Genomic DNA, 15738 nt, shown 5'->3' with positions numbered 1-15738 from the left:
CCAGCGCGAAGGCCGGAAGGTAACTTATCTGCGATAGAGGCAACGGGAAGGCGCCTTCCACTTATAAGGCAGCGCCCAATATGTCGGTACTCGCCTGAGGAATTCCCATGGCGGGCAGGGCTACCTCGCGATCCGATCTCGATAGGCTTGTTGTACCTCAGACCGGACTCGATGTTCAGAATTTCCTCAGCGGCTTGCCCGCACGCCACCGCCGCTCCCCGACCACGTGCTCACGATAGGCACGACCGATAGTCCCCTCCGACTTAGCAGTCCTCGGGAATGCGCGAATATTGATACACCTCGAAGGAGAGCAACGGCGCGCCAAACAGCCTCTCATCGCACCAAGTCGTACATAGGGCGCATTCCTGTTCCGGCCGTCCCGGGCGATGCTCGATCCATCTCTCCAGAACAGCGGAGCAAGCCAGTGACGCCCACGAAGCTTCTGATTGGGCAGATCGCCATTGTGTTCGCCATCGTTCTCCTCGGCGTGTGGGCTGCCACGCAATGGTGCGCTCATATGCTAGCCTTTCAGGAACAACTCGGCGCGCCATGGTTTGTCGCGGCTGGCTGGCCGATCTACGAGCCGTGGAAACTGTTGGAATGGTGGTTCCAATTCGATGCCTATGCGCCCGAGGTATTCGACAAGGCGGGCATGCTTGCGGGCACCAGTGGATTCATGGGCTGTGCCGCTGCGATCGCTGGTTCCCTCTGGCGCGCGCGCCAGCGCGGCTTGGTCACCACCTATGGCTCCTCTCGATGGGCGGCGACGCGGGAGATCGAGAAAGCAGGGCTGTTTCAGCCGGCAGGCGTCTTCCTCGGCAAACTGAAGGACCGGTATCTGCGTCATGACGGGCCTGAGCACGTCATGGCCTTTGCGCCGACACGTTCCGGCAAGGGCGTCGGACTGGTTGTCCCAACCCTTCTCTCCTGGTCCGGCTCGGCCGTCATTCACGACATCAAAGGCGAGAACTGGCAGCTGAGCTCCGGCTGGCGGTCGAGGTTCTCGCATTGCCTTTTGTTCAATCCGACTGATCCGCGATCGGCCCGCTACAACCCGCTGCTGGAGGTACGCAAAGGTTCGGACGAGATTCGCGATGTCCAAAACATCGCCGACATTCTAGTCGATCCGGAAGGCGCGCTGGAGCGGCGGAATCATTGGGAGAAGACCAGTCATTCACTCCTGGTGGGCGCTATCTTGCACGTGCTCTACGCCGAAGAGGAAAAGACTCTTGCCCGCGTCGCCACCTTTCTCTCGGACCCGCAACGCTCGTTTGCCGCGACTTTGCGGCGAATGATGACGACCAACCATCTCGGCGCGGCCAATAAGCCTCAGGTCCATCCCGTCGTGGCCTCGGCGGCACGAGAGGTGTTGAACAAATCGGAGAACGAACGTTCAGGCGTCCTCTCGACCGCCATGTCTTTTCTCGGCCTCTACCGTGATCCGACCGTGGCGGCGGTAACATCGGACTGCGACTGGCGCATTGCCGATCTGATGGATGCGGAGTGGCCGATGTCGCTCTATCTGGTCGTGCCGCCATCGGACATCTCGCGCACCAAGCCCTTGGTGCGACTGATCCTGAACCAGATCGGCAGGCGGCTGACGGAGCGCCTCGAGGGTGACCCAAAGAAGAGCCGCAAGCATCAACTGCTGATGATGCTGGATGAGTTTCCGGCGCTCGGTCGCCTCGACTTCTTTGAGACCGCGCTCGCGTTTATGGCCGGTTACGGAATTCGTGCCTACTTGATCGCGCAATCGTTGAACCAGATCTCCAAAGCGTATGGCGACAACAACGCTATTCTGGACAACTGCCATTTGCGAATTGCCTTTTCCTCCAATGATGAGCGCACGGCCAAGCGAATCTCGGACGCGCTTGGCACGGCCACGGAACTCAGATCCATGCGCAACTATGCGGGCCACCGGCTGGCACCTTGGCTCTCGCATGTCATGGTGAGCCGCCAGGAAACCGCCCGCCCGCTGCTGACACCGGGCGAGGTGATGCAATTGCCGCCCGCGGACGAACTGGTGCTGGTTTCGGGATTGCCCCCCATCCGGGCCAAAAAGCTGCGATACTATGAGGATCACAATTTCACCGAGCGGGTGCTGCCTTCGCCGGTGTTGCGCGACGGACCCTACGCGGACTGCCCGATGTCGCGGCCGGACGATTGGACTGGGCAAGTACGCGGCGTCGACCGTCGTCTTGCGTCCGACGATGAAAGCGCTGGCGCCGCGCATGCGGACGAGGGAGGTGTTCAGCAGCAGCGCCATCCTGGCCTACCCGAAGAACATACCGCCGTCACGCAGGAACCGGACCAGGACGATCTGTCCAGACCCGCAGACGATGATAGCGAGGCGATGGCGGACAAGCGCGTCATGGACCGGATCTCCACCGTCGCAGGTGCCTATGGCATCAACGAGGGAAGGGGCGATGATAAGGATATCGTCCCCGGCTTCTGAACGCTTTCCGCAGCTCGAGCGTATCTCAGCGTAGATAACGGCCGTAAGCAATTTTGGGCATCTCGATAATGCTTGTTCCGCCGCCGGCCCGCCAGCGCCGGCCAGTTGGAACAAGCGCATGAAGCCCCACCGCATTCGTCACCAGTTTCTGCTCGAACCGGAATTGAGCGAGAAGCTGGACAACCTCAGCCGCGATCCCTCGACCACAAAATCCGCGGTCGTCGCGAAGGCCGTAGAAGCTTTCATCGAGCGGCGTGGCGAGAATGAACTCGATCGGCGCTATGGCATGAGGCTGGACCGTCTTTCCCGCGACCTCAGTCACGTCAGGCGCGATGTCGACATGACATTGGAAAGCTTGGCGCTCTTCATCCGCTTTTCGATCACGCTTCATGCCCACACGCCTGTTCCGGACAAGGCGACACAGGCGATTGCTCAGGAGCGTTTCGACAAATTCGTCGAGCAGGTCGGTCGCCAGATCGCATCGGGGAAACGCTCGCTTGGCAAAGACAATGGCGGAGGAGGGGAAGGATGAGCGCTCATCCAGAGGCCGACCACCGACGCCGCGCCATGCTGCGCACCGCCATGGGTCCGACGATCACTGAGGCGCTGGCCGATCCATTGGTCATCGAGGTGATGGTCAATCCCGATGGCGCGCTGCGGCTCGACCGGCTGGGAGAAGGCCGAATCGATACGGCCGTGCATATGCATCCTTCCGAGGCGGAACGCATCATCCGCCTAGTCGCTTCCCACGTGCGTGCCGAGGCGCATGCGGACAATCCGATTGTCAGCGCCGAATTGCCATCGGGCGAACGCTTCGAGGGACTGCTGCCGCCTGTCGTGCTGGCGCCTTGCTTTGCCATCCGCAAACCAGCCGCAAAGCTCTACACGCTGGCCAACTATGTTGCGGATCGCATCATGTTGCCGCTGCAGGCCGATGCGTTGATAAAGGCAGTCCGAGAACGGCGCAACATCCTTGTCGCCGGAGGCACGTCGTCGGGTAAGACGACGCTTGCCAATGCGCTGCTGGCCGAAGTCGCCGAATGCGACGAGCGAGTGATCCTCATCGAGGACACCCGCGAACTGCAATGCGCAGCAAAGGACTGCGTTGCCCTGAGAACCAGGCGGGGCTCGGTCACACTCGCCGATCTCGTGCGCTCGACGCTCCGGCTCCGCCCCGACCGCATCATCGTCGGTGAAGTCAGGGGCGCGGAAGCGCTGGACATGCTCAAGGCATGGAACACCGGGCACCCCGGCGGCATCGCCACGGTTCATGCCAATTCGGCGCGCTCTGCCCTCTATCGCATCGAGCAGCTTGCACAGGAAGCTGTCGTCACCGTGCCGCGCCGCCTCATCGCCGATGCCATCGATCTCATCGTCTTCATCGCGGGGCGCGGCTCGTCGCGCCGCATCGATGCAATCGCTGAGGTCACAGGTCTCGACGGCAGCGGCGACTACGCCGTCACCCCACTCACGCCTCCGCAACTCCAGCAACTCTGAAAGGCCCCCTTATGCGCAAGAAGCTCCGCTTTCTTTCGTTTGCCGCGCTCGCGTTTCTTCTCACAGTTCCGGCGCACGCTGCCGGCTCCGGCATGCCTTGGGAACAGCCGCTGCAGCAGATCCTGGAATCGGTGCAGGGACCGGTCGCCAAAATCGTCGCGGTGATCATCATCATCACCACCGGCCTGACCCTTGCCTTCGGCGATACTGCAGGCGGTTTCCGCCGGCTGATTCAGATCGTCTTCGGCCTGTCGATCGCCTTCGCCGCATCGAGCTTCTTCCTCTCGTTCTTCTCCTTTGGCGGCGGGGCGCTCGTCTGATGGCCGCCGGAGTGCAACATATCGAGGGCTTCGAGGTTCCCGTTCACCGGGCATTGACTGAACCGATCCTGCTTGGCGGCGCGCCGCGGGCGGTGGCGATCCTCAACGGCACGGTGGCTGCGGCCATCGGACTAGGCTTGCAGCAATGGATTGCCGGGCTAGTGCTCTGGCTTGGCGGCCACACGCTCGCGGTCTTTGCCGCAAGGCGCGATCCCGACTTTGCCAGCGTGCTTGTCCGTCACCTTCGCCTGAGGGGATGGCTCGCATGCTGAACCTTTCGGAATATCGCGGCAAGGCCGACCGGCTTGCCGACCATCTGCCCTGGGCAGCACTGGTGGCGCCCGGCATCGTGCTCAACAAGGACGGCAGCGTTCAGCGGACTCTTCGGTTTCGCGGGCCCGATCTGGAAAGCTCGACCGAAGCCGAACTCATCGGCATCTGCGCCCGGGCCAACGATGCGCTTAGACGCCTTGGCTCCGGCTGGACATTGTTTTTCGAGGCCGAGCGCATCGAAGCGCTGGGCTATCCGTCCTCGCGTTTCCCGGACGCGGCGTCATGGCTGGTTGATGAAGAACGGCGTGCTGCCTTCGAAGGCAAGGTCGCGCATTTCGAGAGCCGCTATCACCTGACCTTGCTGTCCATGCCGCCACCGGACGCCCAGGCGCGGGCGGAAAGCGCGCTCGTCGACAAGCATCATTCAGAAGGCGAAAGAGACTGGCGCCAGGAGATGGCGCGGTTCCGTGACGAGACCGACCGTGTGCTGGATCTTCTGTCGGGCTTCATGCCCGAAGTGCGTCCGCTCGATGACGCCGAGACGCTGACATACCTGCACGACACGATCTCGACCCGCCGCCATCCGGTCGCCGTGCCGGAAACGCCAATGTATCTGGACGGCATCCTGGTCGATGTGCCGCTTACCGGCGGCTTGGAGCCGATGCTGGGTGAGCAACATCTTCGCACACTTACCATCCTCGGCTTTCCGAACCTCACCCGGCCCGGAATCCTCGATGCCCTCAATCATCAGGATTTCGCCTATCGCTGGATGACGCGCTTCATTCCGCTCGGCAAGACCGAGGCCACCAAGACGCTGACCCGCTTGCGCCGGCAGTGGTTTGCCAAGCGCAAATCGATCGTCGCAATCCTGCGCGAGGTTGTAAGCAACGAACCCGTTCCGCTCATCGACAGCGACGCCGACAATAAGGCGCTCGACGCCGATGAAGCACTTCAGGCGTTGGGCGGCGATCATGTCGGCTTCGGGTATCTCACTGCAACGGTGACGGTATGGGACGAGGATCGCCAAGCCGCCGCTGAGAAACTTCGCGCGGTCGAGCGCATCATCAATGGGCTCGGGTTCACCACCATCCGCGAAAGCGTCAATGCGGTCGAAGCCTGGCTCGGCTCGCTGCCGGGTCATGTCTATGCCAACGTTCGTCAGCCGCTCGTTCACACGCTGAACCTTGCCCATCTCATGCCGCTTTCCTCGGTGTGGGCCGGTCCTGCGGCGAACGAGCATCTGGCTGAATTCACTGGACGAGAGGCCCCGCCGCTCCTCATCGCCGAAACCAGCGGGTCGACTCCGTTCCGGCTTTCTTCCCATGTCGAAGATGTCGGCCACATGCTGATCGTTGGACCGACCGGCGCCGGAAAATCGGTGCTGCTTGCCCTGATCGCCCTGCAGTTTCGTCGCTATGCCGCCGCGCAGGTCTATGTCTTCGACAAAGGCAATTCGGCGCGCGCGGCAACGCTCGCCATGGGTGGAGAGCATCATGTATTGGGTTCGGACGGTGCGCTTGCCTTCCAGCCACTGCGCAATATCGGTGATCAGGGTAGGCGCAGCTGGGCAGCTGAATGGATCGCCGGCCTGATTGCCCATGAGAACGTCACCCTCACGCCGGAGGTGAAGGAGGCGATCTGGTCGGCGCTCAACAGCCTCGCCACCGCGCCGGCGCAGGAGCGCACGCTGACCGGTCTGTCGGTCCTGCTTCAGTCCAATGCACTGAAGTCCGCCTTAATGCCCTACACGCTCGACGGTCCCTTCGGCCGATTGCTCGATGCCGACGACGATCGGCTGGCCTTGTCGGATGTGCAGTGCTTCGAGACCGAGGAGCTGATGCATAGCCAAAGCGCTGTGCTGCCTGTGCTCACCTATCTCTTCCATCGCCTTGAGGAGCGGTTCGACGGGCGACCGACGCTGCTCATGCTCGATGAGGCCTGGGTCTATCTCGACAATCCGCTTTTTGCTGCCCGCATCCGCGAATGGCTGAAGGTGCTGCGAAAGAAGAACGTATCGGTGATCTTCGCCACGCAGTCGCTTGCCGACATCGCCGGCTCTGCAATAGCGCCGGCGATCATCGAGAGCTGCCCACAGCGCATTTTTCTCCCCAATGATCGTGCCGTGGAACCGCAGGCACGGACTGCCTATGAGCGCTTCGGTCTCAACGACCGGCAGATTGAACTGATCGCCCGGGCCACGCCGAAGCGGCACTACTATTTGCAGTCGCGCTGCGGCAACCGTCTCTTCGAGCTCGGGCTCGGCCCCATCGCGCTTGCACTTTGCGGCGCCTCGGGTCCAGCCGCGCAAAGCCTGATCGACAGGGTCCTGTCCAAGCACGGGCAGGACAGCTTTGTCTTTCGCTTCCTCGGCGCCCGCGGCCTGGATTGGGCGGCCGAGCTTCTCCAGCAATTCCCTCAACCAACCAAGGAGCAATCGTCATGATGCGGCGCCGCTTTCTCTCGGGCCTGATCACCCTTTCGTTGATCGCCAAGCCGATGGCCGACTACGTGCAGCCGGCCTACGCGCTCATCGTGTTCGATCCGTCGAACTACGCACAGAACGTGCTCACGGCGGCGCGCTCGCTGGAGCAGATCAACAACCAGATCCAGTCGCTCCAGAACCAGGCGACCGTGCTGCAGAACATGGCACGCAATCTTCAGAGTCTGGATTTTTCTTCCGTGGGTCAGCTTACCGGCTCGCTCCAACGGATCGACGGTCTGATGGACCAGGCGAGTGGCCTGAGCTTTGATCTCAACAAGCTTCAGGACCAGTGGCGTAATCAATATCCGGAAAGCTACGACGCCACGATCAAGGTCAGCGATGTGGCGAGCGCCGCACGTGACCGCTGGCAAAGCGCAATGCAGGCATTCCGTCAGACCATGGGTGTCCAGTCGCAGATCGTCGAGAATGTTCGCGGTGATGGTGACCTGCTTGCCGATCTCGTCAACCGCAGCCAAGGCGCGGCCGGTGCGCTTCAGGCAAGTCAGGCCACTAACCAGCTCCTTGCGCTTTCGACCAAGCAGCAGATGCAGATCCAGACGCTGCTCGCAACGCAGTTCCGCGCTGAGGCCGAGGATGCGGCGCGCAAGGCGCAGTCCGAGGAGGCCGCGCGCGAGACAACAAAGCGCTTCCTCGGCACAGGCAGGGCCTATCCCGGCAACTGATCACCAATCTCTGACGACGAGGAAGGCGGCATGAACGACCTTGGGGTCATTGATCGCTTCATGGAGACCTTCATCCGCTACATCGATAGCGGGTTCGGTCTGCTCTCGGGCGATGTCGCCTTCCTTACCACGACCCTGATCGGCATCGACGTCACACTTGCCGGCCTCGCCTGGGCATTCGGCGGCGAACCCAACATATTCGGCCGGCTCATCCGCAAAGTGCTCTATGTCGGCGTCTTTGCCTTCATCTTGAATAACTTCAAGAACCTCGCCGACATCATTTATCGGTCCTTTGCCGGTCTCGGCATCAATGCGTCATCCGGCAACCTATCTGCCGACAATCTCCTGCATCCGGGCCGCATTGCCGCAACCGGTTTCGAGGGCGCCTGGCCGCTTCTCGATCAGGCAAGCCAGCTTCTCGGCTTCCCAGAAATCTTCGGCAACGCGCTCACCATCTTCGTGCTGCTCGTGGCCTGGTTCCTGGTCATCATCGCCTTCTTCATCCTCTCCATCCAACTCTTCATCACCATCCTCGAATTCAAACTCACCACTCTGGCCGGATTCATTCTTGTGCCCTTCGCGCTTTGGAACCGGTCCGCGTTTCTCGCCGAGCGCGTGCTCGGCAATGTCATCTCGTCGGGCATCAAGGTGATGGTGTTGGCCGTCATCATCGGCATCGGCTCCACGCTCTTTGGCGAGTTCGCTTCCGCGCTGCAAGGCAAGGAGCCGGATCTGGCCGCCGCCATGTCACAGGTCCTGGGCGCCTTGGCGCTCCTTGGTCTCGGCATTTTCGGACCTGGGATAGCCTCCGGTCTTGTCTCGGGCGCGCCGCAGCTTGGCGCGGGCGCCGCACTTGGAACCACGGCAGCCGCAGCCGGTGCATCGCTCGTTGCCGCAGGCGCAGCATTTGCCGGCGCGCGCATGGCAACCGGCAGCGGTCTCACCGCACTCCGTGCCGGCACGACCATGGGGTCAGCGGCTTCTACGGCCTGGCAGATGGGGCGCGCAACATCGCCCGAGTCCGGCCTGCCCGGTGTAGCTGCTGGAATGCATGGTGTGACCAGCGCCGCCGGCGGCGCCGCAATGCGGGCGGCACGATCTGCCGCAGGAGGCTTCGGGCGCAGCGTTGATGCCGGGCGCGAAGCTGCCTGGACCGCGACCGGTGGTGCGCCGACCGCATCCATGACCGGAAGCCCTACTGGTCCGGTCGCTGATGCCGCGCCCGGCTGGGCCAGGCGCCTGCGTTCCGAACAGACAGCCCGTGCCCACCGTCACGCCGCCATGCAGGCCGTCCGTGAAGGCGACAGGCCGGGAGGCAGCGCCAATCCCTCTCTCAACGACAAGGACGACTAAATGCTATTCAAGCGACCCATTCAACGTTACGGCAAGACGCCCGAGCCGGTCACGCCGTATCAGAAGGCCGCGCAGCTCTGGGACGAGCGCATAGGCTCATCTCGAGTGCAGGCCCGCAACTGGCGGTTCATGGCTCTTGGCTGTCTGACCTTGGCGGCCGGACTTTCCGGCGGACTCGTGTGGCAGTCGATCCAGAGCCGCGTCGTGCCTTACGTCGTCGAGGTCGACGGCTTCGGCGAGGCACGCGCCGTTGCACCGGCAATCCGGGACTACGAGCCCTCCGATGCCCAGATCGCGTGGCATCTCGGCCGCTTCATTCAGAATGTCCGTTCCGTTTCCACCGATCCGGTGCTGGTGCGGCAGAACTGGCTTTCGGCCTATGACTTCGCCACCGACCGCGCGGCGCTCTTTCTCAACGAGTACGCCAAGGCGAACGATCCTTTCGGCCAGATCGGCACACGCAGCGTGTCGGTGCAAGTGACCAGCGTGGTCAGGGCTTCCGACAGCTCGTTCCAGGTCAAATGGGCCGAGCAGGTTTTTGAGCGCGGCAGCCTTGCCAGCACGACGCGCTGGACCGCGATCCTCACCATCGTGATCCGCCCGCCAAGCAATACTGACCAACTGCGCAACAACCCGCTCGGCGTCTTCATCAACGCCATCGACTGGTCGCGCGAGCTCGACAGTGCTGCGCCGACGTCCGTTTCCCCAAAAGGAGTCCACCAATGAAGAATAGAATGTCGCCGGTCCGTGCCGTGCTGATCCTGTCGGCCTCTACAGCGGTCCTCTCCGCCTGCGCGTCGAAGCCGGTACCGCCGCCTGAGATTTACTATGATGCTGCCGATTTCAAACCAGCCGCAATCGAGAAGCCGCCGGAGAAGCCGGTCAAGATAGTCGAGGTGCCAAAGCCGCTGCCGCTACCCGGTCAGTTACAGCCCAATCCGGGCAGGGTGGCCGAAGACAAGCGCTCTCCTGAAGAACGGGTCTCCGATGCCAATAAAGCAGCGACGCAGCAACCCACCAGGTATGGGTACATGAATGCGGTTCAGGTCTATCCATTCGCCGATGGCGCGCTCTATCAGCTCTACGCCGCACCGGAGCGCGTTACCGATATCGCACTCCAGCCGGGCGAGAAGCTAACAGCCGTGTCGGCCGGCGACACGGTGCGTTGGGTGATCGGCGATACCGTCAGCGGCACCGGTGACAATCAGCGCACCCATGTGCTGGTAAAACCCTTCGCGCCGGGGCTTACCACCAATCTGGTGATCACCACAGAACGACGCACCTACCATTTGCAGCTTCAAAGCACCGAGAAAACCTCAATGGCGGCGATCTCCTGGAGCTATAGCGAGGACCAGATCATCGCGCTACGCCAGCGCAACGCTCAAGCCGAGGCTGCCATGCCGGTAGCTTCGAATGTGGCGCTCGAGAATATCCGCTTCCGGTATTCAATCACCGGCGACACACCACCCTGGAGGCCGATGCGCGCTTTCGACGATGGCAGCAAGGTCTATATCGAATTCCCCCGTCGCATTGATCAGGGTGAAGCGCCTCCTCTCTTCATCGTCGGCGCCGATGGCAATGACCAGCTCGTCAACTTCCGTATGCGCGGCAACTATTACATCGTCGATCGCCTCTTTGCTGCCGCCGAACTGCGCCTCGGCGCCAAACAGCAGCAAGTGGTGCGCATCACCAGGACTGACGGCCGGCAACCGCCGCGGCGGATTCCGCTCTTTGCGCGGCCCAGCAGGTGAGGGGAGCGCTCATGACCGATACTTCCCGATCCGATGCGCCGCCGAAACTCGATCCCGAGCAGCTGCAATTGCGAGCCTCGCCCCGCCGCGCTGTCCGATTCAGGCGCGGTCTGATCGTCGCCATCGCTGCAGTCGGATCCGGTGCCATTCTGGGCGTCACGATGATGGCGCTTCAAGGACCGGCATGGCGTATCAAGCACCAGGCAGAGGACCGCTATAACACCGAGCGCAAGCCACCCGCCGAGGGACTAGAAGCGCTTCCCAAGGACTATTCCGGGATCATGCCGAAGGCCCCTGTGCTCGGACCGCCACTGCCCGGCGACCTCGGTCGCCCCATCCTTGAACGCCAACGTCAGCTCGGCATCGCGCCAGGGCAGGATATCTCCGCCGAGGAGCAGCGCCTTGCCCAGCAAGCAATTGAGGCGCGCGAGTCGCAAGTCTTGTTCCGGATCGACAATCGACCCAGACAGACAGATGTCGCCGGCGGCGGGCCGAGTGCGCAGCAGCCGTCTGAGGCGCTTCCGCAATCCGGAGCGACGCGCGTGTCAGCTTCCGTTGCCCCAGCCGAGGGTGACCAGAACAACCAACAGCGCAAGCTCGATTTTATCAGTCAGCGAAACACAAGCGGGATCTACAATCAGCACGCGCTGCAGACGCCGGCCTCGCCCTACCAACTGATGGCCGGCAGCGTGATCGCGGCCAGTCTCGTCACCGGCATAAATTCCGACTTGCCTGGCCTTGTCGTCGCGCAGGTCACCGAGAATGTGCACGACACAGTCACCGGCAGCATTGTGCTCATTCCGCAAGGCTCACGCCTCATCGGCACTTATGACAGCGTCGTGGCTTTTGGGCAGAGGCGCGCATTGCTGGTCTGGCAGCGAATAATCCTGCCCGACGGTTCCTCGATCGAAATCGACAATCTGCCAGCGACGGATACTGCCGGCTATGCCGGGCTTGAAGACAAGGTCGATTTTCACACCTGGCAGCTGATCAAGGGAGTTGCTCTAGCGACGCTACTGGGCGTTGGTACCGAGTTGAGCTTTGGGGAAAACGAAAGCGACCTAGTTAAGGCGATCCGGGAATCCACTCAGCAAAACATCAGTCAAGCCGGCCAGCGCATCACCGAAAAAAACCTGAATATTCAACCCACCATTATCGTCCGCCCCGGTTGGCCCCTACGCGTGATTGTACACAAGGATCTTGTGCTGCGCCCATACCCGACTTGAACAGGAGTAATCATGGCAGATCTGAAACTTGGAAAGCTTCCAGACCGGACACCTTCGAAGATGACCATCACCGTTAGCGCGGACCTGAACCAAGCACTCAAGGACTATGCGGCGCTTTACCGCCAGACCTATGGCGAGTCTGAAACGGTAGCGGAACTCATACCGTTCATGCTGGCAGGGTTTCTGGAAGGTGACAGAGCGTTTGCCAAGGCCAGAAAGGAAAGCTTGCCTGCCGCCGGCATGTCAGAGAAATCGCGACGCATGTCAGGTTCAGATTCCGAGTAATCGAAGCATAAAGTTGGTCAATTGGCGCAGCCGCCCGGGTGCCTAATTTCCCGGCGGTCGCGGCCTACCGATCCGTCATGTAAGGCCTATGCGCGAACTTCGAGCAGCTGGAGGTCAAGTAAGTGCCGGGGCGGCCCGGAAACCGCGAACAAGGCGCAGGGCGTGCTAGCCGCACTCATGCATGGTTTCAGACACGTGGGAACGCCGTGTGGTTGTTACTCAGAATGAGCTCATCTCAAAGGGGTATTCAAGAGCCGCAGCGCTGAGTAGCGGAAGCCGCAATGGGGTGCGTCGCTGACATTCAGTGAAAGACTGGGCCGAACAATCCAACCTGCTTTAAGTGGAGCCCTGCCTGCAGGGTTCCGGCGGGTCCCAGCCCTCTGCCATGCGACCCCCTTTGGGAAATACCCGTGTCGTCACACCATCGTAAAGTGGCGTCATATGCACTATCGAATTGTTAGCTGCTGGTTTCGGGGATTTTGAGGAGGTTCGCGATCGACTGAAGACGGTGACGTTCGTCTGTGGCACTCAGACTGCCACTGAGTGCCTGGCCGTTCCACTTTCGAAATATTTGTCGAACTTCGCTGCAATGCTCCTTACAAAGGGACGACTTTCCGCCGATACGACGTAACTGTCACCTTGGAGTTCAAGCGGTCGAGCAGGGTCGCCAATGGCGATGGAGCTTGCTTGGAAAAGAAGCTTTTGTCCGGCTTCCCCGAAGCGTTCCACCAGATCGGCTGCTGAAAAGCCGAAATCGCACATCAAGCGCTCGATGATCCAGCCGCGAACACGGTCATCTTCGGAAAACGCGATGCCGCGGACCGTGGCCAGATGTCCCCCCTCGACCATGCGTCCATATTCGGCTGTCGACGGCATGTTCTGCGAATAGCCCTGTCGAAACCGGCTGATCGATGACGGCCCGAGCCCGATCAGTGTTTCGCAGCGATCCTCGGTGTAGCCCTGGAAATTGCGGCGGATTGTTCCCGCGCGAGCCGAGACTGCAAGCGCATCATCCGGCTTGGCGAAATGGTCTATTCCAATCGCCTCGTATCCGGCGCCCATGATCAGACGGGCGGCAATTTGCCACTGAGCGAACCGTTCGGCCGGACCTGGCAACCATGCCTCGTCGATCATAGTCTGATGCTTCTTGAACCAAGGCACATGCGCGTAGCCGAACAGCGCCATCCGGTCCGGCTCCAGAGTCAGCGCCTGCGCCACGGTGGAACAGACGCTCTCCCTGGTCTGATGCGGCAGGCCGTAAAGCAAATCGAGGTTCACGGACCCTACGCCGCGAGAGCGAATGCCGTCGACAACCGCCTTGGTCTGCAAAAAGCTCTGCTCGCGGTTGATCGCCTTCTGCACCTTCGGATCGAAATCCTGAACGCCGAGGCTCGCCCGCGCCATGCCGATCTCGGCAAGTGTATCAAGGCGGGCTTCGTCCATGTCGTTGGGTTCGATTTCGACGCTGATCTTCGCATCGGCAAGAAAATCGAAGCTATCCCGCAGGACAGTTCCCAAGGCTATCATATCCTCGGGCTTCAGCATGGTCGGCGAGCCGCCGCCGAAATGCACGGCGCGGACATGGGCCTTGCCGCCGACAAGACCGGCGACAGTCGCGATCTCCGCGTGAAGCGAGCGGAGATACGAAGCCACCGGCTCGTAGCGGCGGGTCTGCTTTGTATGGCACGCACAGAACCAGCACAGCCGGTCGCAATAAGGGATGTGCAGGTAGAGCGAGACCTCGTCACCGCTTTCGAGCGCCTTCAACCAGCTTCGATAGACATCAGCGTCGACGCCAGGATGGAAATGCGGCGCGGTCGGGTAACTGGTATAACGCGGGACGTTCTCGCCAAGCCTGGCAGCTAAATTCGGTCTCATTTGGTGGTCCGCCGTTTTTGCCTCGCCGAAGTCTGGACGCGTCGAAGAGCCAATGCCCTGATTTCGGTCAGCCTCCAGCACGGACAAACTGCCGCAAGGATTTCTCTGCCATCGCTTGCTATCCTGCCGAAACTTGGGATCGGTAGCGCGAGCGTAATGACAGTACGGCAAGACATTCACAGCTCCGGCATTCCCGTTCTTTGCCTGTCTTGCGCAGCACGACATCGCGGCGTCTGCGGTGCGCTCGATCCAAACCATTTGGTTGGGCTCGCCAAAACTTCGTCGCGGCACAAGCTCGAGCCGGGGGTCGAACTGATCGCCGACGCCGAGGCCGTCGACAGCTATTCAAACTTGCTTTCAGGCGTTGTGAAGCTGACGAAGTGCCTTTCGGACGGCCGCCAGCAGATTGTCGGTCTTCGGTTCGCACCGGATTTTCTGGGACGGCCCTTCAAGGTGAAAAGCACGATCAATGTGGAAGCGGCAACCTCCGTCTCGCTGTGCTCGTTTCCGAAGGCGGCCGTTGAACGGATAATAAAGGAATCACCGGGACTCGAGCATCGCCTGCTCAAGCAGACGCTGGACGAACTCGACGAGGCACTTGAATGGATGGTGACTCTCGGGCGCAAGACCGCACCGGAGAAGGTGGCGAGCTTTCTCCTCATGATCGCCCGGAATATGGATTCCAGTATCGACCCGGCGGCTGGGTCGGCATGCTTCGATCTGCCGCTGACACGTGCCGACATCTCTGATTTCCTTGGACTGACGAACGAGACCGTGAGCCGCCAGCTTACGCGATTGCGGGCTGACGACGTGATCCGGATCGAGAACAAACGCCATGTAACGGTCGACAGCATGAGCCGGCTGGAGCAGCACTGCGGCGGCCGAGGCGCGCGGCAACCGGCCTTTGAATGAGACCTAAGCGTCGGGGCCTTCGTCGCTTATTACGATCCGCGGCAGGACATGCTCGCGTTCGAAAGCGATGTGTCGCCGCAAGCCTTCGAAGAAGCCGCGTAGCATGAATCCGACAGCTTCCGCGCTCTCTATCGGATCACCATGACCGATCGCTAGGAGCGTTTCGGCCACCTCGCCAGCGAAGCATTGATCCTCAAGGTGCTCGATGCGCAACCGGCTGGTAGAGGCAAGTTTGGCCTCGGCCGGAGTCAAGTGCGCCTCATACGCAGGGAAAATCACCCTCTCCTCAAACCCATGAATGTCACGGAGCAGCGGAACGATCTTCTTGGCCGTTCCAAGACATTTGAGGCGGTCGACGTTCGGCAGTGCATCGGCAATGCTTTCCAGCGAGAAGCAGAGCTCCAGCTTTTCCCGATGGGCAAGCTTCATGACCTCGCCCGGAATCGCCTCTGTGCCGACCTGGCGCGAGAAAGCCGCACTTGTCCATGAGCGGGTTGGCCCGTGCTGCGTTTCCTTGTTCAAATCGCCACCTTCTGATTGCACCGAACTCGATGCTGCCCGAAGCAAAATCGTGCGGCTCTGACATGGATCAGGGCGAGCAGGCGGCAACTACGGAATTAATG

15 protein-coding genes are annotated in these 15738 nt (G+C 61.3%); 13 read left to right on the top strand and 2 right to left on the bottom strand.

Annotated elements, in window-relative coordinates; genetic code table 11:
- Positions 1 to 424 precede the first annotated feature (424 nt).
- The 12 genes from C1D09_RS27865 to C1D09_RS27810 all read left to right on the top strand — a co-directional run bounded on the left by C1D09_RS27865 (position 425) and on the right by C1D09_RS27810 (position 12325).
- Positions 425 to 2455 (top strand): conjugal transfer protein TraG, encoded by a 2031-nt coding sequence (locus C1D09_RS27865; RefSeq protein WP_097572446.1) that lies wholly within the window; start codon positions 425 to 427, stop codon positions 2453 to 2455.
- A gap of 118 nt (positions 2456 to 2573) precedes the next feature.
- Positions 2574 to 2987, top strand: a complete 414-nt coding sequence (locus C1D09_RS27860) for a CopG family transcriptional regulator (RefSeq protein WP_027033450.1) — start codon at positions 2574 to 2576, stop codon at positions 2985 to 2987.
- Positions 2984 to 3952 (top strand): P-type conjugative transfer ATPase TrbB, encoded by a 969-nt coding sequence (trbB, locus tag C1D09_RS27855; RefSeq protein ID WP_069091251.1) that lies wholly within the window; start codon positions 2984 to 2986, stop codon positions 3950 to 3952. Before C1D09_RS27860 ends, trbB begins: the two co-directional genes overlap by 4 nt.
- Positions 3953 to 3963: 11 nt before the next feature.
- Complete coding sequence (locus tag C1D09_RS27850) at positions 3964 to 4272, top strand: TrbC/VirB2 family type IV secretion system protein (RefSeq protein ID WP_010914020.1); 309 nt, start codon at positions 3964 to 3966, stop codon at positions 4270 to 4272.
- Positions 4272 to 4544 carry a VirB3 family type IV secretion system protein gene (locus C1D09_RS27845; protein ID WP_006329217.1) on the top strand — a complete coding sequence of 91 codons (273 nt, stop codon included), beginning with the start codon at positions 4272 to 4274 and terminating at the stop codon, positions 4542 to 4544. Before C1D09_RS27850 ends, C1D09_RS27845 begins: the two co-directional genes overlap by 1 nt.
- Positions 4538 to 6988 (top strand): conjugal transfer protein TrbE, encoded by a 2451-nt coding sequence (gene trbE / locus C1D09_RS27840; RefSeq protein ID WP_143977245.1) that lies wholly within the window; start codon positions 4538 to 4540, stop codon positions 6986 to 6988. The genes C1D09_RS27845 and trbE overlap by 7 nt, the downstream gene beginning before the upstream one ends.
- Positions 6985 to 7710, top strand: a complete 726-nt coding sequence (gene trbJ / locus C1D09_RS27835; RefSeq protein WP_143977244.1) for a P-type conjugative transfer protein TrbJ — start codon at positions 6985 to 6987, stop codon at positions 7708 to 7710. The genes trbE and trbJ overlap by 4 nt, the downstream gene beginning before the upstream one ends.
- Before the next feature lie 30 nt (positions 7711 to 7740).
- Positions 7741 to 9063 (top strand): P-type conjugative transfer protein TrbL, encoded by a 1323-nt coding sequence (gene trbL, locus C1D09_RS27830; protein WP_006329225.1) that lies wholly within the window; start codon positions 7741 to 7743, stop codon positions 9061 to 9063.
- Positions 9064 to 9789 (top strand): conjugal transfer protein TrbF, encoded by a 726-nt coding sequence (gene trbF, locus C1D09_RS27825; protein ID WP_109671454.1) that lies wholly within the window; start codon positions 9064 to 9066, stop codon positions 9787 to 9789.
- 8 nt (positions 9790 to 9797) lie between these two features.
- Positions 9798 to 10814, top strand: coding sequence for a P-type conjugative transfer protein TrbG (trbG, locus tag C1D09_RS27820; protein ID WP_167514785.1), 1017 nt, complete (start codon positions 9798 to 9800; stop codon positions 10812 to 10814).
- An 11-nt stretch (positions 10815 to 10825) separates the two neighbouring features.
- On the top strand, positions 10826 to 12040 hold the full coding sequence (locus C1D09_RS27815) for a TraB/TrbI/VirB10 family type IV secretion system protein (protein WP_143977242.1): 1215 nt from the start codon (positions 10826 to 10828) through the stop codon (positions 12038 to 12040).
- A 12-nt stretch (positions 12041 to 12052) separates the two neighbouring features.
- Positions 12053 to 12325: a DUF2274 domain-containing protein gene (locus C1D09_RS27810; RefSeq protein ID WP_143977241.1), complete on the top strand. Its 273-nt coding sequence runs from the start codon at positions 12053 to 12055 to the stop codon at positions 12323 to 12325.
- A gap of 528 nt (positions 12326 to 12853) precedes the next feature.
- Here the strand turns inward: C1D09_RS27810 and hemN are convergent.
- Positions 12854 to 14203: an oxygen-independent coproporphyrinogen III oxidase gene (gene hemN / locus C1D09_RS27805; protein WP_143977249.1), complete on the bottom strand. Its 1350-nt coding sequence runs from the start codon at positions 14201 to 14203 to the stop codon at positions 12854 to 12856.
- 156 nt (positions 14204 to 14359) lie between these two features.
- Between hemN and C1D09_RS27800 the strand changes: the two genes are divergently transcribed.
- Positions 14360 to 15115: a Crp/Fnr family transcriptional regulator gene (locus C1D09_RS27800; protein ID WP_143977240.1), complete on the top strand. Its 756-nt coding sequence runs from the start codon at positions 14360 to 14362 to the stop codon at positions 15113 to 15115.
- A 3-nt stretch (positions 15116 to 15118) separates the two neighbouring features.
- Here the strand turns inward: C1D09_RS27800 and C1D09_RS27795 are convergent, their stop codons facing one another.
- Complete coding sequence (locus C1D09_RS27795) at positions 15119 to 15658, bottom strand: hemerythrin domain-containing protein (RefSeq protein WP_019856553.1); 540 nt, start codon at positions 15656 to 15658, stop codon at positions 15119 to 15121.
- Positions 15659 to 15738 lie beyond the last annotated feature (80 nt).

The organism is Mesorhizobium intechi (assembly GCF_002879535.1).
GTDB classification, from domain to species: domain Bacteria; phylum Pseudomonadota; class Alphaproteobacteria; order Rhizobiales; family Rhizobiaceae; genus Mesorhizobium; species Mesorhizobium intechi.
This window is presented reverse-complemented; position numbering and strand designations above follow the sequence as displayed.

Coding starts and splice junctions, on each gene's coding strand:
- trbL (WP_006329225.1), top strand. CDS start 7,741: ATGAACGACCTTGGGGTCATTGATCGCTTCATGGAGACCTTCATCCGC.
- hemN (WP_143977249.1), bottom strand. CDS start 14,203: ATGAGACCGAATTTAGCTGCCAGGCTTGGCGAGAACGTCCCGCGTTAT.
- C1D09_RS27845 (WP_006329217.1), top strand. CDS start 4,272: ATGGCCGCCGGAGTGCAACATATCGAGGGCTTCGAGGTTCCCGTTCAC.
- C1D09_RS27800 (WP_143977240.1), top strand. CDS start 14,360: ATGACAGTACGGCAAGACATTCACAGCTCCGGCATTCCCGTTCTTTGC.
- C1D09_RS27815 (WP_143977242.1), top strand. CDS start 10,826: ATGACCGATACTTCCCGATCCGATGCGCCGCCGAAACTCGATCCCGAG.
- trbB (WP_069091251.1), top strand. CDS start 2,984: ATGAGCGCTCATCCAGAGGCCGACCACCGACGCCGCGCCATGCTGCGC.
- C1D09_RS27810 (WP_143977241.1), top strand. CDS start 12,053: ATGGCAGATCTGAAACTTGGAAAGCTTCCAGACCGGACACCTTCGAAG.
- trbG (WP_167514785.1), top strand. CDS start 9,798: ATGTCGCCGGTCCGTGCCGTGCTGATCCTGTCGGCCTCTACAGCGGTC.
- C1D09_RS27860 (WP_027033450.1), top strand. CDS start 2,574: ATGAAGCCCCACCGCATTCGTCACCAGTTTCTGCTCGAACCGGAATTG.
- C1D09_RS27850 (WP_010914020.1), top strand. CDS start 3,964: ATGCGCAAGAAGCTCCGCTTTCTTTCGTTTGCCGCGCTCGCGTTTCTT.
- trbJ (WP_143977244.1), top strand. CDS start 6,985: ATGATGCGGCGCCGCTTTCTCTCGGGCCTGATCACCCTTTCGTTGATC.
- trbE (WP_143977245.1), top strand. CDS start 4,538: ATGCTGAACCTTTCGGAATATCGCGGCAAGGCCGACCGGCTTGCCGAC.
- trbF (WP_109671454.1), top strand. CDS start 9,064: ATGCTATTCAAGCGACCCATTCAACGTTACGGCAAGACGCCCGAGCCG.